Annotated in this window: 14 protein-coding genes; 7 read left to right on the top strand and 7 right to left on the bottom strand. The window is 66.9% G+C overall.

The genetic code is table 11. From position 1 onward, the window contains the following. Window positions 1-805 precede the first annotated feature (805 nt). A complete protein-coding gene (locus tag G5C50_RS15575) occupies window positions 806-1,477 on the top strand; it encodes a hypothetical protein (RefSeq protein ID WP_165070857.1) in 672 nt (223 codons plus the stop codon). A 446-nt stretch (window positions 1,478-1,923) separates the two neighbouring features. On the opposite strand, the gene G5C50_RS15570 is transcribed toward G5C50_RS15575, so the two are convergent. Both G5C50_RS15570 and G5C50_RS33100 read right to left on the bottom strand, forming a co-directional pair. Continuing rightward, the gene (locus tag G5C50_RS15570) at window positions 1,924-3,117 is read right to left on the bottom strand and encodes a glycosyltransferase (RefSeq protein ID WP_165070893.1); all 1,194 of its coding nucleotides are present in this window, start codon (window positions 3,115-3,117) and stop codon (window positions 1,924-1,926) included. A 2-nt stretch (window positions 3,118-3,119) separates the two neighbouring features. After that, the gene (locus G5C50_RS33100) at window positions 3,120-5,657 is read right to left on the bottom strand and encodes a glycosyltransferase (RefSeq protein WP_315852320.1); all 2,538 of its coding nucleotides are present in this window, start codon (window positions 5,655-5,657) and stop codon (window positions 3,120-3,122) included. Between the two features lie 259 nt (window positions 5,658-5,916). Between G5C50_RS33100 and G5C50_RS15555 the strand changes: the two genes are divergently transcribed. Continuing rightward, on the top strand, window positions 5,917-14,130 hold the full coding sequence (locus tag G5C50_RS15555) for an FG-GAP-like repeat-containing protein (RefSeq protein WP_206107718.1): 8,214 nt from the start codon (window positions 5,917-5,919) through the stop codon (window positions 14,128-14,130). 465 nt (window positions 14,131-14,595) lie between these two features. Continuing rightward, a complete protein-coding gene (locus G5C50_RS15550; RefSeq protein ID WP_165070855.1) occupies window positions 14,596-15,744 on the top strand; it encodes a tetratricopeptide repeat protein in 1,149 nt (382 codons plus the stop codon). A 136-nt stretch (window positions 15,745-15,880) separates the two neighbouring features. Here G5C50_RS15550 and G5C50_RS15545 read toward each other — a convergent pair whose 3' ends face one another. Next, window positions 15,881-17,251, bottom strand: coding sequence for a hypothetical protein (locus G5C50_RS15545; RefSeq protein WP_165070854.1), 1,371 nt, complete (start codon window positions 17,249-17,251; stop codon window positions 15,881-15,883). A gap of 714 nt (window positions 17,252-17,965) precedes the next feature. Here G5C50_RS15545 and G5C50_RS15540 point away from each other — a divergent pair. From G5C50_RS15540 to G5C50_RS15525, 4 genes are all read left to right on the top strand, one after another. Further along, on the top strand, window positions 17,966-19,324 hold the full coding sequence (locus G5C50_RS15540; RefSeq protein WP_165070853.1) for a dsDNA nuclease domain-containing protein: 1,359 nt from the start codon (window positions 17,966-17,968) through the stop codon (window positions 19,322-19,324). Then, window positions 19,321-19,902 carry a hypothetical protein gene (locus G5C50_RS15535; protein ID WP_165070852.1) on the top strand — a complete coding sequence of 194 codons (582 nt, stop codon included), beginning with the start codon at window positions 19,321-19,323 and terminating at the stop codon, window positions 19,900-19,902. The genes G5C50_RS15540 and G5C50_RS15535 overlap by 4 nt, the downstream gene beginning before the upstream one ends. Then, a complete protein-coding gene (locus G5C50_RS15530) occupies window positions 19,874-20,464 on the top strand; it encodes a hypothetical protein (protein ID WP_165070851.1) in 591 nt (196 codons plus the stop codon). The genes G5C50_RS15535 and G5C50_RS15530 overlap by 29 nt, the downstream gene beginning before the upstream one ends. Window positions 20,465-20,587: 123 nt before the next feature. Beyond that, window positions 20,588-22,012: a hypothetical protein gene (locus G5C50_RS15525; RefSeq protein WP_165070850.1), complete on the top strand. Its 1,425-nt coding sequence runs from the start codon at window positions 20,588-20,590 to the stop codon at window positions 22,010-22,012. 845 nt (window positions 22,013-22,857) lie between these two features. Here the strand turns inward: G5C50_RS15525 and G5C50_RS15520 are convergent. From G5C50_RS15520 to G5C50_RS15505, 4 genes are read right to left on the bottom strand one after another with little or no spacing between them, the layout of a single operon-like run. Then, the gene (locus tag G5C50_RS15520; RefSeq protein ID WP_165070849.1) at window positions 22,858-25,383 is read right to left on the bottom strand and encodes a DUF3987 domain-containing protein; all 2,526 of its coding nucleotides are present in this window, start codon (window positions 25,381-25,383) and stop codon (window positions 22,858-22,860) included. Then, on the bottom strand, window positions 25,380-25,682 hold the full coding sequence (locus tag G5C50_RS15515) for a hypothetical protein (protein ID WP_165070848.1): 303 nt from the start codon (window positions 25,680-25,682) through the stop codon (window positions 25,380-25,382). Before G5C50_RS15515 ends, G5C50_RS15520 begins: the two co-directional genes overlap by 4 nt. Window positions 25,683-25,738: 56 nt before the next feature. Beyond that, a complete protein-coding gene (locus tag G5C50_RS15510) occupies window positions 25,739-26,044 on the bottom strand; it encodes a hypothetical protein (RefSeq protein ID WP_165070846.1) in 306 nt (101 codons plus the stop codon). Next, window positions 26,041-26,226, bottom strand: coding sequence for a hypothetical protein (locus G5C50_RS15505; RefSeq protein WP_165070845.1), 186 nt, complete (start codon window positions 26,224-26,226; stop codon window positions 26,041-26,043). Before G5C50_RS15505 ends, G5C50_RS15510 begins: the two co-directional genes overlap by 4 nt. Window positions 26,227-26,240 lie beyond the last annotated feature (14 nt).

Here is a 26,240-nt window from a genome sequence, read left to right as displayed (position 1 = left end):
CTCCTCGACCAGCCCCGCGGCCTGGGCCCGTTCGACGGCCGCTCGGAGGAAACGGGACGTCACGCCCAGCTTGCGGGCCGCGAGGGTGAAGCTCCGCAGGTCCAGCCACGCCGCGAGGCAGCGGGCGTCCAGCTCGGCCGACGCCTCGGCCCGGCGAGCCTCGATCGGCAGCATCGGCGACCCTCCCGTCCCTGCGCCCGATCAGACCGCGACCCGACGACGAGTCGCCGACCTCATTCTAACTCCGCATTATCACTAAGTCTAGATATCATACTAGCATATCCATGTAACCTCACAATAAAAAGAATTGCGATATCGTGGCTCCGATCGTTGCGAGCTGCCATCCGACTCTCTGGAGTGATATGAAGCGAGGGCTGGCGGGGCGTCATCCAAGTCGACGACGAGGACGAGTCGCTGCAGGAGCGGACCCAGGAGCAGATCAAGGGGGCCGAGGAGGAGAAGCCCGCTCCGCCATACCGGCCCATCGCCGTCCAGTGGGCCGGCCAGGTGTGAGCCGATCGAGGCGACGGCCGGCATTTCCATTCTGCGCTTGCCACGCGCCTGGGCACGGTGCGCCGCGTCCTCGACGTCCTGCGCGGATCGAACGCCGGCCTGCCGGGATGCTGGGGGAAGACGGGACGACCTCCGATCGGAGGGATCGTTCGCTCCCTCGCGAACGACTCGAAGTTCGACAAGTTGATAGAGACGAATCGCACGCCTCTCCTTCGACGAGTTCGCGATCCTCTCGAACAATATCAACCCGCCCGCGAACGGCTTCTTCCCACTGGCCGACGTACCGGGCACGATGTCGAAGCAGGGCCGCTTCAAGCGAGGCGAGGAAAACTCGAACCATTTCGCCGACATGGACGAGCCTGAGGCGGGGACGTTCGCCGGCGAGAAGCTGTTCTCACCCTCGACTGATTTGGACGCGATCGTCCCCAGGATGTGGAACGATTTCTACGACATCCGCCAGCCTCCGCACGCCTCACGACGCCGCGACGGCGACCGGTCCGATCCCTCGCACTCCGGCGTTCATTCGACCGATGAGCCCACACGGATCGGCCGATTTCGCTCCGACCTGTTCGCGGCGGTGAAGACCAAGCTAGGAACTCGGAAAGCGTCGATCATCGCGTCCGGTGGATCGAAGGCGGCGGACGAGACGGCAACATTGAGGCGCCGGGAGGCGGCTCCCCTGTTTCCGACGACGATTCTCGAAACCTACGTGAATAACAGCCACAGGGTGGCGGACATTTGGGCGGACCTGAGGGACGATACGGTCGCGGTGATTGCGGACGGTTGCCTGACGCTCGCCTCGCTCTGGGAAAGCGTCTGGGCGGAGGGTGGAGGAAGTACCATCGCCGTCACGAATCCCACCTCCCTGGATGTCAGCAAGCTCGAGGCGCTCTATCAGGACGCGACGTTCGCGCCGTCGATGCACCTGCCCGACATGGTCGCGCGTACCGACGTCTTCGGATGACGATGAGGTTCGAGCGTCGCGGGGCTCGGGCCGGTCTTCATGCCGTCACGCCCACGCCCGCAATCACCGCGACCCGCTTCAGCTTTGCGTCGATCAGGTCCAACCGCTGAAAGGCCGCCCAGACCGCTTCGGAATTTGACGACCTGCCTCGGAATGAGCCGCACGGGCGGTCTCGATCCGGGCTCGCGCTTCGACCAGGCCCACAGAGGCGACGTCGAGCGTCTCGTCGATCATGGCGAATCCCTGTATGTGGCTCTTCACAGCCAGGTTCTACGGCGGACCCACGGAAGACATTAGGTGCACAGTATTACATGTATCGGATGTCGTCGTTCAGGTTCCTCCGCGAACGAGCTGTCCGAGGTTCCATCGACCCAACCAGCTTCCTCGCATGCCTGGGATGCACGCCGAACGGCGGCCGACACTCGGGCGCCGCCGACACGAATCCATCAGCCTCCGAGGGCGACCGCCCCGAAGAAGTCCAGCCAGCGAGCGGCGACGACGTCGGGCGTCCATCGCGCGGCCTCGCGGATGGCGAGCGCCCGGTGGCGACCTTCGAACGCGGGGTCGTCCCAGATCTTCTCGATCGCGGCGACCCAGGGGGCGACGTCGCGGACCGTAGGCGGCCGGCCGCCATCGGGCCGGCATTCAGCGGGGAGCGTGAAGACGAAGCCGGCGTCGCCCAGCGTCTCGGGCAGGGCCCCGCGATCGCTCGCCAGCACGGGGATCCCGTTGACCAGGGCCTCGGCGGCGACCCGGCCGAAGGTCTCGCGGACCAGCGACGGCATGAGGACGATTCGGGCCTCGCGGTGGACGTCCCGGGGATCGGCGACGCCGGGCCTGGCGTGCAGGTTGCGCAGCTGCGCGAGGCCGGGGGCGACCGCCTCGAGGTCTTTGGGGTCTCCTCTCCCCTCGAACACGAGCAAGGGGATGTCGGGCCGGCGGACGTCCAGTTCGGCGGCGATCCGAGCGAGCACGGCCGCCCCCTTGGCCGGCTGAGGGTTCGCGAAGACGATACTCCGAGGGTCGCGGTCGGAGACCAGGAGCCGCTCGTTGACGATCGTGGAGGGGATCGCCGTCGACTCGATCCCCAGCGTCCGGGCGTACCGACGGCGGGCGTATTCCGAGGGCGTGACCACGGCCGAGGCGGCGGCGAAGTCGGCTCGATCGTTGTAGGCGAAGTTGTGGAGGTGGAAGGCGACGGGGACGCCGCGGCGGCGGGCGGCCCGCATCAGGGCGAGGTTCGCCGGATGCCCGCCGTAGGTCAGCAGGGCCTGGGGCCGGAAGCGTTCCAGCTCGAGCTCGACCAGGCGGACCAGCGCCCGGCCCTCGGCCTCGTCGAGGCCGTCCTGGAGGCGGCTGGAGCGGGTGCGGACCATCCGGACGGCGACGCCGCCGAGGTCAAACGACCAGATCCCCAGCGGCCCCCCGGCTCCTGGGTCGGACGCCGACGCGACGCCGGCAGCCTCGAGCAGCGGTTCGACCGGGCGAGCGCGGTCGTAGGAAAGGATCCCCGTCGAGGCGACGCGGCACTCGACCCCGCGCGAGGCCAGCAGCTCGAGGGCGTCCCGCGTGGCGCAGGCTGCCCCGCTGGAGGGGTCGACGTATCCATGGACCGAGGCGAACAGCAGCCGACGCAGCATCGTCACGCCGGGGCCCCCCGCGCCAGGAAGCGTTCGATGCGTTCGAGGGCCTGGGCCGGCTCGGGGTCGCCGGGCCGGGCGACACGGACGGCCTCCCAGCGGCCCCGCGCCTCGGCCAGGTCGCCGCGCTCCTCGGCGAGGACGGCCAGGTTGCGGTGCGTCGCCCAGCCGAAGAGGCTCTCGTCCACGCTGGCGAACTTCTCGGGGCGGCGGACCGTCAGGATCCGCTCCCAGCAGGCCCGGGCGGACGCGGCGTCTCCCCCCAGGCGGTGGAGCACGCCCTTGCGGAAGAGCAGCTCGACGTCGTCGGGCTCGTCGGCCAGGCCCGCGGCGCAGGCCGCCAGCGCCGCGTCGGGCTCGCCCAGAACCTGGTGGGCCCGGGCGATCAGGGCGTGCAGCTTGCTGGTGATCGAGTCGGCCGGCGTCGAGCCCGCCAGGCTGGCCCGCAGATGTCCCAGGGCCCCGCGGGGGTCGCCGACCTCCAGATCGAGCTGGCCCAGGTTGAACAGCACGAAGGGGTCGTCGGGCCGCTCGGCCGCCTCGGACTCGAGGATGGCGCGGTCGCGGTCGAGCTTGCGCCGCCGCACGGCCGGGTCGTTGTAGCCGACGTGGCGGACGACGGCGTCGGTCCAGCGGACGTCGACGCCGGCGCGGCGGAGGGCCGGCAGGATCTGCTCATGGACGCGGTAGGTCCAGCGGACGTCCTCGCGGATCGGGAAGAGCCGGACGTGGTCGACCACCGTCGCCCCGCCGCCGTCGGGGTCGGGGTCACAAGCGCAGCGGACCACGTAGGCGGGGCCGTCGGGCCGCAGGCTTCGGAACAGCCGCTCGAGCCGCTCGCGGTGGGGCGGCTCGACCCGGTCGTCGGCGTCGAGCCAGAAGGCGTAGTCGCCGGTCGCCCGCGCCAGGGCCGCGTTGCGGGCCGCGGCGAAGTCGTCGACCCAGGCGAAGTCGAAGACCCGGGCCCCGAACGAGCGGGCGACCTCGACGGTGCGGTCGGTCGAGCCGGTGTCGACCACGACGACCTCGTCGAAGAGCCCCCGGGCCGACTCCAGGCAGGCGGGGAGGTTCGCCTCCTCGTCGCGGACGATCATCGTCAGGCTGACCCTGGCGCCGGCCCCGGCCGGCGGGGCGGAGGCCAGCTTGTTGGGGTGGCGGAGCGGCATCCACTGGTCGACGGCCCCGGCGTTCAGGCGCGGGAACGGCGTCGCTGGCCGGGGCCGGCCCAGGAAGCCGCAGAGCTCGCCCCAGGGGTCGGGGGACGCGTCCAGGTCGAGGACGAGCAGGTCGCCGGGGCGGCCGCGGAAGTGGGCCTCGGCCCGGGCCCGATGCTCCTGGTAGCGGCGGACGAAGGCCTCCTCCTCGAGCGGCTCGTCGCCGAAGGCGGCGGCGTAGCAGCGGCGGTCGATCGCGGCCGACGGGGAGTCGGGCTCGCCCCCGGCCCGCAGGCGTTGCAAATGGGGGCCGAGGGCCGTCGCGAACGAGCGGAACCAGGCCCGGGGCTCGCGCCAGGTCAGGACGAACTTCGAGCCCGGGAAGCGGCGGTCCAGCGTCGGGTAGTCGACGTAGACCGGGGTGTCGAGGAAGGCGTCGCCGCGGTCGTAGGCCACGTCGTCGAAGACGGCGTGGGCCGTGCGGAGGCCCAGCTCGAGCAGAGCCGCCGAGACGGACGTGGTCCCGGTCCGCGGCAGACCGATGCCGAAGACCTTGGGGACGTGTCGCGAGGCCGCGGCGGGAGAGCCGAGCGGCAGTTGTACCGTCCTGCCGACGGGGGCGGCGTCGCCCCACTTGGCCCGGAACTTGGCGAGGTTCTCGGCGAGCAGCCGCTCGGAGTCGATCCCCGCGCCCAGGAACGTCCGGCCGCCGAAGTGGTGGACGAAGAGGTCGTCGGCCACGGCCAGGTCGAAGCCGGCCTTGCGGATCCGCAGCGACCAGTCGTCGTCGTCGAAGAGGCCGGGGCCGAACCGCTCGTCGAGCGGGCCGACGGCCTCGAAGGCGCGGCGCTTGACCAGCACGCAGAAGCCCGACAGCTTGGGGGCCGTGAACCAGCGGCCGCGGCGCGTGCGGCGACGGTCCTCGGCGTAGCGCCGCATGGCCTCGAGGTCGTCGCCGTAGGGGACGTCGGCGACGAGCTGGGGCGGCGATGCGAAGTTCGACATGGGGCCGACCGCCCCGATCCTCGGGCTCGATTCGGCCAGGGCGACGAGCTGGTCGAGCCAGTCGTCGGCGACGACGGCGTCGTTGTTGAGCAGGACCAGGTAGTCGCCGCGGGCGGCGGCCAGGCCGCGGTTGCAGGCGGCCGGGAACCCGCAGTTGACGGGCTCGGAGAGCACCGTCACGGGGAAGGGCGCGGCGTCGCGGAAGCCCTCGAGGTAGCGGCCCGTGCCGTCGGTCGAGCCGTCGTCGACGACGATCAGCTCCCAGGGCCCGCGCGTCCGCCGCGCCAGCGCGGCCAGGCAGGTCCGGGTGTAGGCGAGCTGATTGAAGCAAGGGACGACGATCGACGCCAGCCCCTGCGGCCCCTCGGGCGTGCTGCTCATGCGATCGCGGCCCCCGTCGCCGTTGAACGGACCGATGCGAGACGAGGATCGCCAGCTTATCGAGGCCGGCGCGGGGCGGCAATCGGCTCGAGGGACACATCGTGGATAAATCGAGAACGAACCACGACGGCCGTCAAAATGAATGAAAATTAATTGATTAAAATCCTTGCGTCCCGTTCGGTAGACGCCTAAAGTGGCCGAGCCTTCGCGACCTGAGATGGACTTCAAACGTGTTCACATCTACAGTCGAGGCTGCATGATGCCCCGTTCGCCCAGGCGTCCGACGAAGCCGTCCCTGGAGTCCCTCGAAGTCCGGCGCATGATGCGCGGCGGCCCTGTCGGCCGCGACTGGATCGCCCTCGAGATCGCCGGCCGGCACGCGGCGGCGGCCTTGCTGGCCGCCCCCACCCCCTCGGACGTGGGCCGGGTGGTCGACGCGCGAGGGCGTGCCGTGGCCGGAGCGATTGTGACGGCGATCAACGCCGACGGGTCGGTCGCGGCGACGGCCCGGGCCGACGCCCGGGGCCGGTTCACGCTCAGGGGGGGGGCTGGCGACGATCCGTCGCGACTGCTGGTCGTCCAGGCGGCGGGCGGCGCGAGGGGGCGGTACGCGCGGGCCGTGGGGACGATCGCCCAGTTCGCGGCGGGCGGGACCGGGGCGTTGAACGTCGTCTTGACGCCGATCGACGTCGCCCATGCGACGAGCTTCCGCCGCGTCGGCCCCGGGACGGCCGTGGACGCGACGACCTCCGTCGCCCCCGGCTTCGCCCTCCACGTCGCCGCCGGGTCGGCGACGGCCGCGTTCGGGCGCATCGTCCGGCCCTACCGGGGGCTCGTCGCCCTGACGCTGACGGCCGGCCCCAACGGCTCGAGCCTGGTGCAGGTCGACGGGCCCGGCCTGGCGTTCCGGACGCCGGCGAAGGTCACGCTGCCCAACGCCACGGGCGCGGCCCCCGGCGCGACGTTCCCGCTGGTCGTGATCGGCGCGTCGGGCCGGCCGGCGACGGTCGGCGTCCTCCAGGTGTCGGCGGACGGCCGCTCGTTGGCGACGATCTCGGGCGGGCTCACCAGCCCCGCCACCATCCTGCCGCCCCAGGCGTTCGCGTCCGCGTCCTCCACGCCGACGACCGTCGCCGCGGCGTCCCCCGAAGCCGGCGTCGTGGAGGTGGCGGCGGCCGACCTGACGATCGCGGTCGGGGCGACGCTCGAGACGTCGATCGTCCCCGGCGGGTTCGTGGGGAAGGACGTGACGTACACGATCACGCCCCAGCCGCTGCCGGCCAACATGACGTTCAACCGCGGCACGGGGGAGTTGACCTTCGTCCCCGCCCCCGGCCAGGCCGGCGGCTACGAATTCCGGGTCGTGGCCTCCGACGGCGTCCGCTCGGTCGTCCAGCGGGTCCGCGTCGCGGTGACGCAGCCTCAGCTGGCGACGACCGTCGTGACGGGCCGGGTCGTGGACGAGGAGGGAGCCCCGCTGGCCGGCGTCCCGGTCGACCTGGGCGGCGTCGCGACGAAGTCGGACGAGAAGGGTTATTTCAGCCTCGTCGGCGTCCCGGCCGACCCGGGACCGATCCACGTGGGCGGCTCGACCGTCGAGGCCCAGGACCGCCTGGCCTTGACCGCGCCCGCGCCCGACCTGCTGGGCCACCCGCTCTACGACCGGGTCGACAACGTCTTCCCCGATCCTCTGATCCTCCCCAAGGAGGGATGGTCCCAGGCCGCTTCGACGGCCAAGGCCGGCGACGACGGCTCGCTCTCGCTCGGCAACCCGGCCATGCCGGGCCTGGAGGTCCGGATCCCCGGCGAGGTCGGGCTCGAGCCGTCGGCCGTTTCGCTGTCGGCGGCCGTGCTGCCGGCCGCCCTCGCCGCCCAGCACCTGCCCACGACCATGAGCGGCCCGCTGATCCTCGTCCGGACGACGGGCCTCGCTCCCGGCCAGGCGGTCGAACTGACGATGCCCAACGTCTGGGGCTACGCGGCGGGCGCCGTCCTCAACCTCATGAAATTCAACCCCGTCACGGGGGGCCGCGACCCGGTCGCGGAGGTGGTCGTCTCGAAGGACGGCGCCACTGTGGCGACGATCGGGCCGGTCGCCCTGGGGACGGTCCAGGTTGCGACGACGCCCTCCGTCTTCAAGAGCCTGGGGCTCTCGGCGTTCTCGACGCCCACGACGATGAAGGTCTGCCTGGGGGTTGAGGCCGGCCCGGGCCCTTCGAGCCCCAACGGCCCTTGCGACGGATGCCAACCCCTCGTGGGCGATTTCCAGCCGCCGGATCCCACCGCCCCGATGCTCGCATCCGACATCGGGACGGTGACCGGCGAGTTCTTCCAGGATCATTCGACTCCGTCGTATTATTCGCTGGGCGCCGACCGCACGACGACGATCGAGTACAGCTCGCTGCAGGCGAACCCCAAGCCGGTCGTCCAGTACGAGTTCACGACGCCGCCGGCGGGCGACTCCGCCTCGATCACGTCGATCACCGCGACCATCAGCCTCGGCGGCGTCGTCCAGGGCTCGCCGGTCACGTACAACACGCCGTCCGGGCTCGACGACGGCGCGACCTACCACGTCCCGATGCAGGTCGATGCGACGTCGCTGGGGACGGGCAGCTTCCCCTACGTCATCACCATCACGGAGCATTACGGCCCGTCGACCTCCTTCGACATGGTCGGCGAGGGGTTCGTCGACGTGGTCGACCGTTCGGCCTCGGCGCTCGGCGCCGGCTGGAGCGTGGGAGGCGTCCAGCAGGTGTTTCAGCCGACGCCGGGCGGGCGCGTCGTCGTCACGGCGGGCCGGCAGGGGACGCAGCATTTCAGCCCCGTCTACGACGCCGGTCAAACCTACTATACGGACCTGGGGATCGCGTCCAGCCCCACGGCCGGCCAGGTCATGGTCAACGACGGCAACGCCAATTTCACGATCCCGGGCTCCACTTCGTTCAACGCGGTGATCGGCGCGGCGGCCGCCGACCTCGACGGCGACGGCCTGACGGACCAGGTGGTGGCCGTCGGCGGGTCATTCGGCGTCCTGCTCGCCGACGGCTCTGGCGGCTTCACGTCCGCCGGGACCTATACAACGCCGTCGGGCTACTTCGACCGGGGGGTCGCGATCGGCGACTTCGACGGCGACGGCACGCCGGACGTCGCGGCCGTGCTGGCCCCGTACGGGGGCAGCGGCAGCACGGATTATGTCGTCGCGGTCTACATCGGGGCCGGCGACGGGACGTTCGCCAGCCCCGTGACTTCCGGCGTCGGCAACGGGGCCCAGGCGATCAGCCAGGCGGACTCGGTCGCCGTCGGCGACTTCGACGGCGACGGCGTGGACGACCTGGCCTTCACGACGATCAACGGGCTCGTCGACGTGATGATCGCCACGTCGGGCGGCTCGATGACGTCGACCGGCGCCCTCTCGCTCCCGTCCGGGTACACGCCGTCCAGCGTGGCGGCGGTCGACTACGACGGCGACGGCGAAGACGACCTCGTCGTCGAGACGTACGCCGCCATCAGCGGCCTCTACGGCACCTGGGCCTACCTCAGCCTGTTCACGGCGACCGGGAATCCCAGCAGCCCGTTCACGGCGTCGACGCCCACGCCCTACCTGACCGCGGCCCACGACGTCCCCGGCGTCCTCGGCCTGGTCGCGGGCGAGTTCCAGGGGGCGTCCACGGGCCTCGAGATCGGCGTCCTCGTCCACGGCGACGACGTCTCGGGCCAGACCGAATACATCGACCTGGTCCCCCTCGCCCCCACCGGCGACTTCGGCGACGGCGTCCTCCACCCGCTCAACAACGCGACCAACCCCGCGGGCTACGGCAATCTGATCGCGGCCGACCTCACGGGTGTGGGCCGTCCCAGCATCGCCGTCGCCGACGGGTCGGGGTACGTCCGGATCCTCTCGCCCGACCCGGACTCGAACCAGTTCTTCCCGCCCCAGAACATCGCAGCGTCCCCCGGCTCGGGGTTCGGCCTGCTGACCGCCGGCTCCTTCGCCGGCACGGCGGCCTCTCCCCAGTACCGCGGCCCATCAAGCGCCCCGTCGATGTTGGTCCAGAACGTCGGCGGGACCTGGACCCAAAGCTACCCCGACGGCACCGTCGTCCAATACGACTCGTCCGGCCGGGAGACGTCGATCACGGACCGCAACGGCAACGCGACGACCTACGCCTACGTCGCGTCGGGCCAGCCCGGGGCGGGCTACCTGCAGACGATCACCGACCCGGTCGGTCTCAAGACGACGTTCGCGTACGACGCGACCTCGGGCAAGCTCGCCTCGATCACCGACCCGGCGAACCGCATCGCCACGATCACCGTGGACTCCAACGGCAACCTGACCCAGATCGTCGACCCGGACGCCGCGACGACGCAGTACGGCTACGCGACGCCGAGCGACCACCGCATCACCACCGAGGTGAACCCCCGCGGCAAGACGGCCACGGTCTCCTACAACTCCTTCGGCCAGGCGACCGGCGAGACCCTCTTCGGCGGCGCGGCGACGACGTCCGTCACGCCGGCCTACAGCCGGGGGCTGGTCGCGGCGGGCGGCAGCGGCGGACTCTCCTTGAGCTACGAGGGGAGTTTCACCGACCCCACGGGCCGGACGACGACGGTCGGCTTCACCTGGATGAGCCATCCCAACGCCCTGACCGACGGAACCGGCGCGGCCTCCAGCACCAAGTACAACCGCCAGGGGTTCCCCGTCGTCACGATCGACGCGCTCAACCGCCGGACGACCTACACCTACGACATGCGGGGAAACGTGACGTCGATCACCCGCCCCGACGGCCAGGACTCCTGGTCGCCTCCCGCCGGCTCGGGCGGCTCCGGTGGCTCGGGCGGCTCCGGCGGCTCCGGGGGGTGGGGTTCCGGCGGCTCAGGAGGCTCCGGCGGTTGGATCCCCATGGGCGGCTCACCCGTCACCATGTTCATCACGTACGACCCCCTTTACAGCGTGCCGACGTCGGTCACCGATTTCCTGGGCCGCACGACGAGCTTCACGCTCGACTCCCACGGCAACGTGCTGCGGCGGACCGACCGCGACGGGCTCCACGAGGATTGGACGTACAACTCCGCCGGTCAGGTCCTGACCGACGTCGACCGGACCGGGGCGACGACCACCTACCACTACGATTCTTACGGCCGGGTCGACCGGATCGACGAGCCGGCGGGGACGGCTTCGTATCCGCAGGACGTCCCCGCGGGAGGGACCGCCACGGCCGGCTCCGCGCCCGTCGGCGGCCAGGGCCCGGACCAGGCTTTCGACCAGAACCCGGCTACCAAGTGGCTGGGGGTCGGGGCCTCGTGGCTCGAATACCAGTTCGCCGGCGGCGAGTCGTACACGGTCACGCAGTACAGCATGACCAGCGGCGCCGACACCGGGACTTACACGGGACGGGCCCCCAAGGACTGGCAGCTCCAGGGCTCCAACGACGGCTCGACCTGGACCACGGTCGACTCCCGCACCAACCAGGCGGACACCACCAGCTCGCACACGACGACGTTCACCGTGGCGACGCCGGGCTCCTACAAGTACTACCGCCTGGACGTCACGGCCAACAACGGCGACTACTACACCCAGCTCGCCGACCTGAAGCTGACGGCGACGATCACCTCGCTCACGACGGTGGCGGCGTCCTCGGTCTATTACGGCTACGACTCGGCGGGGAACCTCACGAGCGTCACCGACGAGCTGGGCAAGGTCTGGGGCTACGCCTACGACGCGATGGGCCGCACGACGTCCACGCAGGATCCGGTGCAGGCGGCGGTCGGCTCGACCGTGAAGACGTCGTACGTCTATGACGCGGCCGGCAACCTCACCTCGATCACCGACGCATTGGGGCACGTCACCAGCTACGTCTACGACGACCGCAACCGTCGCGTCTCCATGACCGAGCCCGTCCACCAGGGCACGGCCAAACACACGACCTACACGTACGACGGCATGAACCTGGTCGCGGTCACCGACCCCCTGAACCACACGACCAGCTACGGCTACGACGGCGCGAACCGGCTGACGAGCGTCACCGACGCCCTGAACCATACGACGACGTACGTCTACGACCCCGTCGGCCAGCTCCGCGCCGCGATCGACCCGCTCGGCCGCGCCACGACCTACGCCTACGACGCCTGGGGCCGGGTCACGACCGTCACCCAGGAGTCCAACACGGGATCCGGGGAGGCGACGGTCGCGAGCTACCAGTATGACGCCGACGACAACCTGACCGCCGCGACCGACGCCCTCAACCACACGACCACGTACGCCTACGACGTCCTGAACCGCCTCCAGTCGACGACCGACGCCTTGGGCCATGCGACCACGTACGTGTACGACCCCGAGGGCCGTACGCTGGCGACGATCGACCCGCTGGGCCACAAGACGACTTCCGCCTACGACGTCCGCGGTCGGCTGATCAGCCAGACCGCTCCCGCCGGCGGCGGCACGACCACCTACACGTACGACGCGGCCGGGCGGACGACGAGCCTGACCGACCCGGTGGGGAACGTCACCTCCTGGACCTACGACGACGTCGGCCGGGAGAAGACCAAGATCGACCCCCTCGGCAAGGTCACGACCTACGCCCACGACGTGGTTGGGAACCTGACCCAGAAGACCGACCGCCTGGGCCGAACCACGTCCTACGCCTACGACGCCGACGACCGCGTGACGACCGAGACCTGGCTCCCCGCCGGCGGCGGCTCGGCCTCGAACGTGGTCACCTACACCTACGACGACGCCGGACGGACGACCCAGGTCCAGGACGCCGTCAGCAAGTACGCCTACGGCTACGACGCCGCGGACCGTTTGACCAGCGTCGACGACAACGGCACGACCGGCCTGCCCCAGGTCACGCTCACCTACGGTTACGACGACGCCGGCGACCGCACCAGCCTGACCGACAGCCAGGGGGGCCTGACCAGCTACGCCTACAACGGCCGCGGCCTGCTGACCAGCGTCGCCCAGTCGGGAACCGGCGTGTCGGACAAACGGGTCGACTACGCCTACGACGAGGCGGGCGAGACGACGAGCCTGAACCGCTACAGCGATCTGACCGGCACGACCAAGGTCGTCGGCACGACCTACGCCTACGACGTCGCCGGCCGCCTGACCGGAATCACCGACAAGACGTCGGGCGGGACGACCGTCGCCTCCTACGCCTACACCCTCGACGCCGCGAGCCGACTGACCTCCGAGACGCGGACCTGGAACTCCGGCTCGACGACCGATACGCTGACCTACGGCTACACCGACGACGGCCAACTCACGTCGGTGTCGCACACCAACGGGTCGTTCGCGAACGAGACCTTCAGCTACGACGCCGACGGCAACCGGAATTCCAGCGGCTACTCCACCGGGACGGGCAATCGGATCTCCTCCGACGGCACGTACACCTACGCCTACGACGACGAAGGGAACCAGGTCTCCAAGACCGAGATCGCCACCGGGAACCAGACGCTCTACAAGTGGGACCAACGCAACCGCCTGGTCGAGGTGGATTCCAAGGTCGGCGGCGTGACGACCGTGCTGGCCAGCTTCACCTACGACGCCCTCGACCGCCGCATCGGCCGCGCCGAAGGGGGCGCGACGACCTGGACCCTCTACGACGGAAACTCGCCGATCCTCGACTTCGACGGCTCGGGGACCAAGACGGCCCGCTACCTGGACGGCCCGACGCCCGCCGGCGTCGACGCCGTGCTGGCCCGCGACACGGCCTCGGGCGTCGCCTGGTATTTGAGCGACAGACTTGCCACGGTCCGAGACCTGGTGGACAATTCAGGAGCCGTGATCGACCACGTCGACTACGGCGTCCACGGCAACAAACTCGCCGAGTCCAACCCGACCGTCGGCGACCGCATGACGAGCTTCGCCGGCCTCGTTCGGGACGTGACTGTGGGCCTGAACCTGGCCCTCCACCGCGTGCTGGATCCGAACACGGGAAGGTGGTTGAGCGAAGATCCGATTGGATTTAATGGACATGACAGTAATCTTTATAGATACGTGTTTAATCATGTCGCCGGCCGTATTGATCCTTCTGGCTTGGAAGGCATTCTTCCTGGACCTAAGTGGGGCCCGCCTGCGGCTCCAAATCCTACCGGCGGACCTTCCCAAGACCCTCAAGACCCTATTGAATGTTCATCACCAGAATTTCCAGATTCAGCATATTGCTCCCAAATATATCAACAGCTTGTAGATCTGGGAGTCCCTCCATACATAGCAATGCTAGAATTTCAGAAATGCATGGAACGCAGGCAACGCAAGGATCCTCCCGAGAGGCCACCGTATTTGCCGATCCCAGTACCTGAACCGATTATAGAAGGTCCACCTCCTAGTAGTTGGCTACCTACTATCACCTTGCCTACTATTACAATGCCAGATCCTACAACAATTGTTGTTATCGGCGTCGGCATCGGCGTCGTCGGCGTCGGCATAGCGCTGCTCGGGCCGGGAGCCTTAATTCCGGTTGCTTTCCTATAAGCTCGGGTTGACGCTGTTGCATACGATACAGGAGTTTGCTCCCGGGCTGCAGGCGAGAACAGCATTCTCAGATCCATGGCCGAGTGATGCGGCTGGCCACCGGGTTGTAGTTGACAATAACGCTGGTCTCGGCGGCGGCCTCGACGACCCAAGAGGCTTGCTGACGTTGCAGGCCTATATCTGAGGTCGACCCGGCCTTATACAACGCCAAAGACGACGCTCTCGATCAGGTCATAACCAAAGACAAGCCGACCCCCCCCACTCAGCAATGTTTGCCTCGACACGCACCCACAATAAGTCGTTGCATAGAAAGCCAGGTTTCTCGACACCAAGGAACAACGCATGCATCCGCCGTGCGACTCAATTCATAACTACGTGCTTTTTGGCAATTGCCCATATTGCGGACAATCATTGGGCGGACATCGATTCAATGATAGCGGATCTCGCAAATGGAACACAGCACGAATGACAGGCGATCTTGAGCACGGAAGCGAGTTGGCGGCGCGCACGGCACTCAACATCTATATGGATTTTGCGCGAGAATTCTCGGTCGACAGCGCATTGGAACTTCTACGCAAGGCTCGCAGCGCCGGTTGGCATAGCATTGACAACAAAGTTTGCCAAGCCATATGTCGTTTATCCTCGAGATTTCAGGCCGAGGATATAGATGAGCTTGAACTCACATTACGCGACAACATGTCAGACACAACCTCGCTAATTGTTGTTCTATGGGTATTGTTTATGAACGATAGCATCAATAGCATTCATGAACGGCGAAATAGGTTGATCACCAGAATCATAACTGAAATACCCGATCACGATATTCGCGAACTCCCTCTCATTACCCCTTCCATGAACGATACTGAGTTCTGGCAAGAATGCTTGAGTCTGTGGGTGGCTCAAGTGCGCGTGTGGAGGAATAACCCTGCCGTTCTCGGCAATGCCGCTCAGTTTGCGAGCTTCTGTGACTACAACACAAGCGCCGAATGGTTTCTTCAATGCAAACGCGTCGACCCGACCAACCCGGCCTGGCCTCACCAATTGGGACTGCTATATTTACGCGAGCAAAATAGACGCGGAGTACCGACTGATCATGAAGTTCTTTCTGCTATGGCAATCTCCGAGCTTGAGCAAGCCTTGAGCTTGTCGAAACACGCCGATGATAAACCTGCAGTAGAAATTGATTTAATGACTGCGCTTTTTGACAACAGAAGATTCGCAGAAGCTCGTTCGCACGCAAATTCGTTGATTAGGGAATGTCACATCAATCCAGATCCTTGGCAACGAGGCCTGTCTGTATTCAATAGCAATACCATATTAGGTCTCATGTCGCTTGCGGAAGGAGACGCTGCCAAGGCCAAGGACCATCTCTTGGCTTCCGTAACGCCACCGGATGAGCAAATTTATTACTTCTTTCCTCCCAGGGTGTTTGAGATGCTTCTAGCCAAGAAGCTGTTAAAAAACGGCGAATTTGCATCTGTGCGTTCTTTCCTCATTCTTTGCTCCAAGGCTAGCGATCCAGATTCATCGATCTTTTCAAAATGGATCCGAGAAATCGACCAAGGATTAACCCCCGATCTTGGATCGCACTTATATAAAGATTCATCCGGTTGAAGCGCGGCCTGGATTAAACATGGCGATACGTTTATTCCACTTGAATTTGCCTTGCAAGATTCCAAGAAGGACGATGTTCAGGCAAGGTTTTTGGTTTTCTCGTCCTCTGAGAACCTGGGGACACGCCGCCGACGTCTCACCAGCGTCCGATGGGGCACCGCTCGTCGGGCATCGCGGACTTCCCTTTCGTGAAGCAGCCGCAGATCCGACACCGCAGCCCCGTGTGATGGGCGCAGGCTCGGCACGTCTCAAGTCGACGGCGACGTTCCTCGGCCGTCGTCGTCCGCATCCCCGAGCCCAGGAACGTCGCCATCGCTCGCGTCGCCGACAGGGCCATCCGGAAGATCCCCAGATCGCCGGTGACGCGCGTCGGGGCCGCGGCCGGACTCGTCGCGACGGCGACGTCGATCGGCCCGGTCTTCAACGCCGACGTCGAGGCGTCCGATCGGTACCGCCGCAGCTGGGCCTCGTACCAATCCGCCTCCGCCGAGCCGATCGAGCGCAGCAACGCCGTCGACTCGTTCGCCCTCGCCAGGGCCAGGTCGGGACGGCCCGCCTCGGCCCACGCGGCCGCCTGCAGCCACAGAACCCGCGCCTCGTGGCGACGGTCGTCCGCCGCCCGGGCCGCCTCACGGGCTCGCCCCAACACCGATGCCGCCCCGGCCGGATCCCCCCGCCTCACGAGCGCGTCGGCCAGGCGTTCGAGGACCGCCTTGCGAGCGAAGGCGTCATCCAGGCCGGCGGCCAGCGCGGCCGCCGCGTCCAGGGCCCCCCGCGACTCCCGAGCCCGTCCCAGCGTCTCCAGGACGCGGCCCAGGTCGACCAGGACGTCGGCCTCGCCACCATGATCGCCCAGCGTCCGCCGCAGCGCCAGGGCCTCGTGCAGCGGCCCCAGGGCCGCCTCCGACCGGCCGTCCTTCGCCCAGAGCATCCCCAGGTCGGCCAACGCCGCCGCCTCCGCCCGCCGATCCCCCGCCGCGCGGGCCGACTCCAACATTCGGCCGGCCAGCGCCGTCGAATCCTCGGCCTCGTCGACGTCGTCGGGCGTCGCTAGCCCGACCCCCGACGCCAACGCGAGCCGGCCACCCAACCGCCGGAACGTGACCGCGTCCGGCCAGAGCCCGCGCAGTCGATCCTCGTTGAGGGCCTCACCGTCCACCGACCAGACCAACGCCAGGTCGGCCCGACGCTCGCCGCAACGCTCGGCCGTCCCCCCGTCGGGCATGACCAAGCCCGCGTCCGCCCCGCGTCCCGTCAGCCGGCCGACCAGACGTCCCAACGCCCCGCCCGAAGTCCGTCGCCGCGCCCGCGTCGCCGTCGCCGCCGTCCAGCGGAGCCCGCCCCGGGCCCGGACTTCGCTCCGATGCGCTGCAGCCACGCGGTCCCAGTATTGGAACCCCGCGTCGCCCTCCAGCGGAATCCAGAGCACGGCCCGGCCGTCGCCCCCGCTCGACTCCACGAGCACGCCGCCGTCCAGCTCCAACTCCTCCAGGTCGAGGTTCTCCATCGCGAACGCCTCCGGAAAGCGGGGCTATGGTGATAGCGCGTCGATCCAAATTCCGAGGGCGGCGAGCCTTCGTCAAGTCATGGCCGGGGGGCCGTCTCCCCTGTGGACTCGTCGTGCGCCCATACGGCCCCTGCTGATCCTTGCAGCACGCGGTGGGACCCAGTGGATTGAACCGGCCTGGCGGACCATCGCTGGGCTTGTGCGGCCCAATCATCGGTGCTTTTCCATCGGAAACTCGAAGGTCCGCTTGAGCCCAGATCAGCGTCCCGAATCTCTGCACGGCCCGCGTCCTATGTCCAGGTGCACACCGAGGCCGTCGAGGTGTTTGAGGATGAACCTCTCGGCCTTAAGCGCCTCGACGGCACGCCCGAGGTGTGCCGGGTCTGGAATCCTCGTGGCTCGCAACTCCTTCTCCGGCTGGAGCGTTCGCACGGCCGGATTTTCTAAATCGACGATGGCACGATAGGCCGATCGTCGTTGAAACGCTGATTGAGGAAGTCGAGCATGATTGTTGCGGGTCTGATATCCTGCCGCCCTCCCTCTCTGGGATGGCCGACATCGCCCTTAACACGCCGCGACGAGTGCGAAGGTGTGGCGGGCGAGGCGATTCATCCGAGTCGCACCCGGTGCCATCTGGCGGTGCGGCTCGTGCCCCATTAGCATGACGGATTGTAGCAGGCACGCATTCCTGACGCCTTTCCCTCACTCTCGGACATGGCGCACGAAACTCCAGAGCCTGCCCCACGCCGGCGCGGGCCTTGCAAGAAGAAGCCTGGGCCGTCGTCTGAGTCGCCCCAGCCGAAAACACCCCCGACGATCGCGGCGGGTCCTACCGATCCCACTGCAGTTCACGACGCCTCCGACCCAGGCGACGCAGTTCTGCAGTGTTTCCGGTATCAGCTTGCTTATGGGGTCATCCTTCTCGCCATGGCCCGGCGCGGACTCTTGCCCTACGTCGCGCTCTGGTGTGAACATCACGAAGATTTCCTCGCCCACCGGGACGACGGGAAATTCGACGCTTACCAGATAAAGACCTCACGCCCCGAAAACGGGGCGTGGAAGATGAGCGATCTGGAGATGGTCAAGAGCATCGGCCGATTCGTCGACCTGGTCGCCGAATTCGGAGACCGGATCGGCACTCTCTACTTCGTCTCAAACACCGATTACGATCATTGCACGGACGACTACCGCGTGGCCAGACGCAGGCGGCGTCGACCTGTTTCGTTCTTGAGGCACGTATGCTCGTGCGAGAGCCATGAGGAGATCGCGGCACCGTATGATGAAACCTTCCTCGAGCTGCAGGGCCAATGCGCTTGCCAGCCCGAGCAACTCTTCGTCGTCCTGAAAAGGATGGACTTGAGGCTGGGGCCGCCACGGATTTCATATCAAGCGGATGTCGCACATGAACATATCGGCCGGCTTTCTGACTGTTCGATGTTGGCTCCCGCTCGCCTCGACGAGTATCTGGAGGATTTGATCGGCGTGGTCTTCCGGGCCTCGTCTCTCGTGTCCACGGATCCTATGAGGCACGTCCGTTCGTTGGTCCACGGGGCCGACATTGATCCGATACTTGCGGCCAAGCGACTGAGCGTCGCCGAAGTGATGGTGTACCGCCCTCGCACGCCTCAGGCGAACGGTTTTCGTTTCCCTGGTCCGCCTACAATTCAGCTCGGCGCCCCGAGCCGAAGCGGAATCCTTCGCGAGAAACTGGAGCGCGGCCACCTGGGCGAACAGTTCGATTATCTTCGAGGTCGAGAGCTCGCGGCCGAATACAATCAGCTGGAAGACGTTCATCGTTCGCCCGAACAGGCCCAGCGGGAACTCAAGCAACTCGAAGAAGTCGTCCTCGGCGAATGCTCCGAAGCCCATCTGAGAGCTCGGCTTGATGGCGAACCGTTCGGCCCGCGAATGATGGTGGCAGTCCAGGACCGACTGCGTCGCCTCGCGGACTCTGAACCAGCACGCGTGTGCCACAAGCCTTACGACTACCTCCTTGGCATGGTGAGCGCCTTGACGGGCGATACTCGGGTTTGGTGGAGCCCCCGCTTCCCCATTCAGGAGCCCGCAGCATGAGCTTCCGATTGGTCCGAGCAGCCGCCGAGACTGAAACCACGGACGACTACCACCTTGGTAGGCTCCTCATCCTTCTTCGCAGTTCCGATCACCAAAAGAACTCGCCGGCGACGAAGCTGAAGGCCGTCGAGGGGATCACAAAGCTGGCGAAGCTCGACTTCCTACTGCGATACCCTACGTGCCTGGAGCGGGCCTTGAGGCTCGCGAAGAAGAATCCGAACAACGCCCAGGTGCAGCCGCGCGAGCGGACGTCGATCGAAAGCAAGATGATCCGCTTCCGCTACGGACCGTGGGATCCGCGATATCGGCGATGGCTCGGGCTGCTGTCGGCCCGGGGCTTGGTGCAACTCCAGGTGAGCGGTAAGACGGTGCAGATAGGCCTCACCGACCCCGGTCGAGACCTCGCGGACGTCTTCCGGGGCGACCCGCTCTACGATGACGTCAAGCGACGCAGCGACGTCATCGCGAAAGCCTTCGGGGGTTATTCCGCCACCAAGTTGAAGGACTTCGTTTACGAGGTCGTCCCCGAGATCATCGACCTCAAATGGGGTGAAGAAATCACCACCGGCACCGCCTGACGCAATCCTCCAAATCCGCGCTGGAGTTGTCTCCTTGAAGTTTCGCTTAAACAGGCTGGAGCTGTCCCTGAAGCGTGGGAATGTGAGCATCCCGTTCGAGGACGTGAACTACTTTTGGGGAGAAATGGGGGCCGGTAAGACGAGCATCGCCAGGCTGGTCGACTACTGTCTTGGCGGCGACATCGAGTTAACCCCAGCCTTGCAGAAGGAGTTCGTCGGCGCCAAGGTTTCGATCTCGCTCGCAATAGACGATCTCACGATCGAGCGACCGCGGGAGTCGGATCGAGTCATCTGCCGCTGGGGCGAGGGCGAAGCCGCTTTTCAAGTAAACCTGCCCGCGCGCAAGGCGGAGGGAGAGGTACTTCCCGGCACGGGAGTAGAAGTCCTTTCCGATCTGGTCTTCTGGCTTTCGGGAATCGTTCCCCCTCGAGTCCGGAAGAGCAAGACGCGTCAAGACAGCGACTCGGCCCGCCTCTCCCTCCGCGATTTGCTTTGGTACTGCTACCTCGACCAGGACTCGATGGACTCCTCGTTCTACAATCTGGACGACGACGCCGCATGATACCTCAGGAACAAGAGCCGCGACGTCGTCCGTTACGTCATTGGGTTCCACGACGAAAAGGTCGCAGACCTCGAGGCCCAACTCGATCAACTGCGAGGTGAGCGACAAGCCCTAAACTCGACCATGGTGAGCACGGTCCGCGTACTGACAGAGGTGGGGGTCGAGTCCGAGGAGGCTTTGAGAAAGAAGGTGGATTCTCTTCGAGGGCGAGCGGACGACCTTCAGGAAGAGATCGAAGATGCGAGGTCGAGAGCACAAAACCAACTCACCAGGCACGCGCTGGACGAACTGCGTCCGGAGGCCCGACGACTCGACGAGGAGTTGGGACGCATCGACGCGGCAATGGCGGATCTCCGAGCGTCCCACGACCGCGACACCCGCCATCTGAACGAGATCGAAACTCTCTCGCTGAAGTTCAAGAGGTCCGCTTCGGCCCGCGCGGTCCTCTCCGGCGTTGCTTTCACGGCATGCCCCCGATGCGCCCAGTCGCTTCCTCCGCGCGAGGCTGGATGCTGCGACGTCTGCGGTCAGATCGATGTCGACGCGGCCCCATATTCGGTCGAGCAGGTCGTCATCGAACGTGACGTGAAGGCTCGGGTCGTCGAACTCAAGGACATCATCGCTCGCCATCAAAATAGCCTAGCCGACCTGGGACGCACCCGAGAGCTACTGGCGGCGCAGAAAGCTAAGATCGAGGCTGAACGGAACGAGGCGTCCAGGAGGTTCGATTCCGCTCTGCTCTCGGCCATCCTCGGGAAGGAACGCGAACGAGCAGCCCTCCTTCAGGAAGCCACGAGCCTTGCCGCCCTCAGCAGACTCTCCCAAATGGTCGAAGCCCAGAAGGAATCCATCGCCGGGATCGAGACCAGAGAACGGTTGCTACGCGACGATTTGAAGGCCGCAAGAGAGGCTGCCGAGAGCAACGCGTCGAACGTTGAAAAGCTGAAAGAACTCTACATCGATTGTCTGACCCGAGCGGGAGTGCCCGGCATATCCGCCGACGACGTCGTCGAGCTGTCCCCGCCCAGCTTCTTCCCGTCCATCAGACCGAAGACGGACCCAGAATCCCAGGTCACCTCATTCGCAACGATCAGCAGCGGCGGCAAGAAGAACTTGTTCAAGAGCTGCTTTGCGATCGCTCTCCACCGTCTAGCCGAGGCTGAGAAGGCCCCTTTGCCGTCCCTTCTCATCATCGACTCAGCGATGAAGAACATCAGCGAGCGGGAGAACCGACGGCAGTTCGAGGGGTTCTACCGCATGCTCTACGAGCTGAAGCTCGAGGAACTCTCCCTGACGCAGATCGTCCTCATCGACAAGGAGTATTCTGCACCTCCGGCCAAATTCGACCTCGAGGTGAACGAACGACACATGAAGCTCGAAGATCCAGTGAGCCCGCCCCTGATCCCCTATTTGCGCAACGACGCTGAGGACGGCGTCTCCCCCACACAAGCCTTCCCTGACGCCGCCGAAGTCGCCGAAGACAGGCCGCTGAGCGACGCACGAGCGGAAAGCCGTGAAAGTTCGCCGAACGGTCCTACGGCGACCTGAGGGCCTTCAGGCCGGCATGCGATCGAGCGATCCGGCCCGGTCCGCCAGGGGATGACATTTGCACAAAAAATCCGAAATCCAAACTCCGGTTTTCCACGGTACTGCCAGGTGTGGTGGTCAGAGGGCGGTCGGCGTCAACATATTTGGGTCCCATGGGTGCATGCAGCATCCAAGCTTGCACCCGTGGGCGGCGCGGTATGGTGGGGGCGACCAAGCCAGAGGGGTTAGGTTGCCTGCCGATCGGCGCAGCCTCGCAGCTTCCGCTCGATCTGCGTGACGGGCGTACCCGGGGCGATATCGACCTCGAAGACGTCGCCGAACGATTGGACAGTGATCCGGGCCCCCTTGACGGCCCCGTATTCGGCGTGGGGGGACGACCGAGATACGCAGCCTCGGGACTCGCCTCTTCTCGCTCGCCGCGACGTCCAGGCAGTCCCTGGCCAGCTGGGCGTATAGGGCGTTGACGAACGCATCGCCTTGGTCCGGCCGGATCATAATGGGCTCCTCTCGATCACGATGTTTTGTCGATTTCGTCGGTGATTTGTCGGCAATTTGTCGGCAGGCTGCCGACACCATAAAAATTTACCTAGAAACGACTTGCGAATACTGTCGGTTTCGTCGGCGGTTTCCCGGGAAAACGAAGTAAGACACAACTTATGAATAAGCATAATAACACTTATTTATGTTAAATCATTGTTCTAGTGAGTCCCGACACAACCGACAATTCCAGGAATCCGCCGACGAAACCGACAGTATTCGCAAGTCGTTTTCGGAACACGACTTGCATTTATCGGCGGTCGCCGACAAATCGCCGACGAAACCGACAAAACTCCAGCGGGAGGGTCTCATCGCGCGATGCCGCCTTTGAGGATGACGGGATGAACATCCCAGGCGGGAGCCTGGGGGCGTCCGGCCCGAGGCGAGACCGAGGGTGGCGAAGCGGCTCGGATAGCTCCATGGTCCCGCATCCATCGGATCGCCTCGGCGACACCGGCGATGTTGTTCTCGAATCTCGTGCTGGAGCGCCGGATATCGCGTTCGGTGAAGCGTTCGATCTCGTGTTTCATGACCCATTCCAAGATCGCCATCGCGATATCGGGGATGACGGTCGCCCGGCCCTGGGCGTGGAAGCGCAGGGCGTGGCTCTTGAAGTAGCCGACCAGCCGCCATGCCGCCTCGATCGTCGCCGGCTGCACGTCCGGGGGTTGCTGGATGATCCCGCGGAGCGGGGCGGAGTCGTGCATCAGGTGGAGGACCAGGGCGAGCCGGGCCGCGTACTGTTCGAGCTTGCCCCAGCAACCTTCCAGGCTGCGGGGGAAGTCGATCGCGTACATCTCGGCGCGGTGGGCGTTGCAGGCGCCGAACCAGGCGTCGGCGGCGGCGGGGGTCATCCGCACCACGTTCGGCCGAGGGCCGGCGTCGGTTTCGAGCATCGGACGAGCCCACAGGCCGTTGACGAGGCGCCGCCAGTCCTCTGCGACCTCCGGGTGGACCCCTCGGCGAGAGTAGGGACGAGGAATCGGCTCCGGGAAGCAGAAGAGGAACCGGGCGATGAACCCGTCGTCGCGGCCCTTCCCCTCGACGAGGGACGAGCCCATGTCGGGCGTGAGGCCGCCCGCGACGGTCAGGAACGGGTGGGGCACGAAGATCGGCTTCAGGGCGTTCTTCGCCCGGTCGACCTGGACTGGGTGGCCGCTCCAGGCGCTGAGGTAGAACGGGCGGTCGCCCCCCTTGCCGCCCTTGTACTGGTCCATGCCGAGGATGAACTTCGTCAGCTCGTCGGGCGTGATCGCCATCCCCCTCGGATTGGCCTGGAGGATCGGCCCCAGGGCCTCGGTCGTCGGGTCAGTCGTGTAGATCCGCCGGAGCGCCGGCTCCTCGCCTCGGTCCTCTTCCTTCGTTTGCTTCCAGGCCCTGTGCTCCTCCTCCCACTCGGCCCGCGCCTGGATCTCAAGATCCCTGATAGGCTTCATCGCGATGGAGATCGCCGGCGACTTGCCGCTCGACGGGCCGCCCACGGCCGCGATGAAGAGGGCCGCCGATTCCCGGTATCCCGGCTTCACCTCCAACTCGGCCGATCGGCCGATCGCCGCCGAGGCGGCCCCCAGCACGCCGGCCGCGACGAAGTCGACCGGGCAGCCGATCGACTCGGCAGCCACCTCGACGAGGCGCCGGGCCGGGTGCGGCAGCAGTTCCAGCGGAAAGGGCTCGACGTCGGGGGCCATCCCGATCTTCAGGGGAGGCCACTCGTCGTCACCCTCGCCCCCAGGCCCATTCGGGGCGGCCGAGGACATCATCGGGGCCTGGACGCCCACGTTCGACAGGTCGCGAGGGCGTCCCATGCCGGCCTCCAGGCCGCTTCGGATCGTGTTCCTCGCCTCTTCCTCGCCCAGGCCGATCGAGAGGGCCGCTTGCGTCAATCCGGCCGTCGCTTCGGCTCCCGAAACCGCCCCGGCCCCGACCAGTTGGCCGATCGCGAACGAGGCGCGGTTGAGGGTCGTGTTCCGCTCCCCCTCGACGGCGGCCGCGACCCTGGCCAGCTCGGCTTCGAAGCCGTTCCGCGCGTACCTCTCCTTGCGCCCGGCGGGATCGCCCGGAGTCGTGACGGGGATGGCCCATCCCTCCGACGGCTGCGATTCGACCGCCGGCGCAGGGGGCGAACCCGACTCCGCGCGGACGGCCGCCCTCTCGGCGACGGCTTCCAGCGCGGCGAGCGCCGCGTCCGGCAGCTCGGCGACGTCCCAGCCGCCGGTCCACTCGCGAGGCTTGCCGTCGGTCCCGACGGTCGGCGGGCAGGCGGATTGCAGCTGCTTGAGGCTACCGCCCTCCTTCTCGCCGCCGACCCGGATTTCGAGCCCCCGGAAGTCGGGCAGATGAAACACCCCCTTCTGACTTCCCTTCCCCTCGACCGCGCCGGCCGCCTGGAGCAAGCCGAGGAAATCATCTACCACGAGGAACAGCCGATGCCGGCCCCTGGCCGAAGTCCAGCCCATCGTCTCGACGATCTCGCCGCCCACCAGGCGGAGGAAGGAATCCTCGCCCTCGGGGCCGTCGACCTCGACGTCGATCAGCCAGCGGCCCCAACGGGTCCTCCCCGGCCCCAGGCAGATCCCGACGCCCGCATCGGGGTGGTCGTCGAATTTCCGCCCGAGCCCGTCGGCGTTCAGCGTCTGCCTGTGATCGCCCCAGGCGGACCCGATCGGACGCTTGCCCTTGCCATTCGGCTCCTCGGCCGCCGAATAGAGGGCGACGGGATGGAACCCCTTCGCGAGCAGGGCCAGCGCGACCGCCCGCGGCGTCCTCCCGTGCGAGTCGCGTGGCGGAAGCGCCGGGCCGGCCGTCGCCGGCAGTTCCTTCAACTCGGGGCTCATCGATGGCCCCCTTTCCGCTTCCGACGCGCCGCCTCGCGGGTTTCGATAGCTTCGTCCGCCATCGACTCGATGCGACCGAGCGAGCCCGGCGTGCGCTCGCAGGCCGCGCACAACGCATAGATGTAGGCGACCCGGCCGGCCTGGGAGTGCGGCCGGTAGAATCCCCCGAAGGAGGCCGGTCGCCCGCAAAGACGACATCCGGATCGCACGGCGTCGGCGATCCGGTCCTCGATGTCGACGGCGGACATCGCCGCCTTGAAGCGGGCGGCCGCGTCCGTCGCCCTCTTTCCACCCCTCATGACGTCCCCTCAAAGTCGGCGGGTTGATCTCCCGGCCGTCGAAGACCCTTGGTTCGTCACCAACCCTTGGCGCGGAGGAGCGCCCGGGCCTTCAGGCCTCGCTCCTCGACGGATTGCTTGTGAGGGGCCCCGACGCGATCGGCGGTCAGGGCGTCGACGTATTCGGCGACCCATTCGGCGGTGGTCAGCCAGCCGGCCGGGGTCCGCACGGCGCGGAGCTTGATCCGCTCCGTCGCCTGGCGAACGCTCTGCGTGCCGCGAAGGATGGACCGCATGACGGACTGGGGCGAGAGCCCTCGGCCGTCCGCCGAGGGGAACAAGCGGCCGGCGGCGGCAGGGGTCAGGTAGGCGGGTTCGCTCATCGGCCGCCTCCGGCCGCCTGGGCGTTCGCGGAGGAATTCCGGAGGGCCCGCTCGTGTCGCTCGCGGGCGGCCGCCTCGGAAAGGCGTAGGAGTCGCCGCAGGCGGGCGGCCTCTCGGCTCACCTGGGCGAGCCGCTCTCGCACGACCGGCGGGCGAGGAATCAGATCATCGTGTTCAGACATGGTTGCCCCCGGAT

The organism is Paludisphaera rhizosphaerae, assembly GCF_011065895.1.
GTDB classification, from domain to species: domain Bacteria; phylum Planctomycetota; class Planctomycetia; order Isosphaerales; family Isosphaeraceae; genus Paludisphaera; species Paludisphaera rhizosphaerae.
Note: the sequence above shows the minus strand (reverse complement) of the source record. Positions and strands in the feature narration are given on the sequence as shown.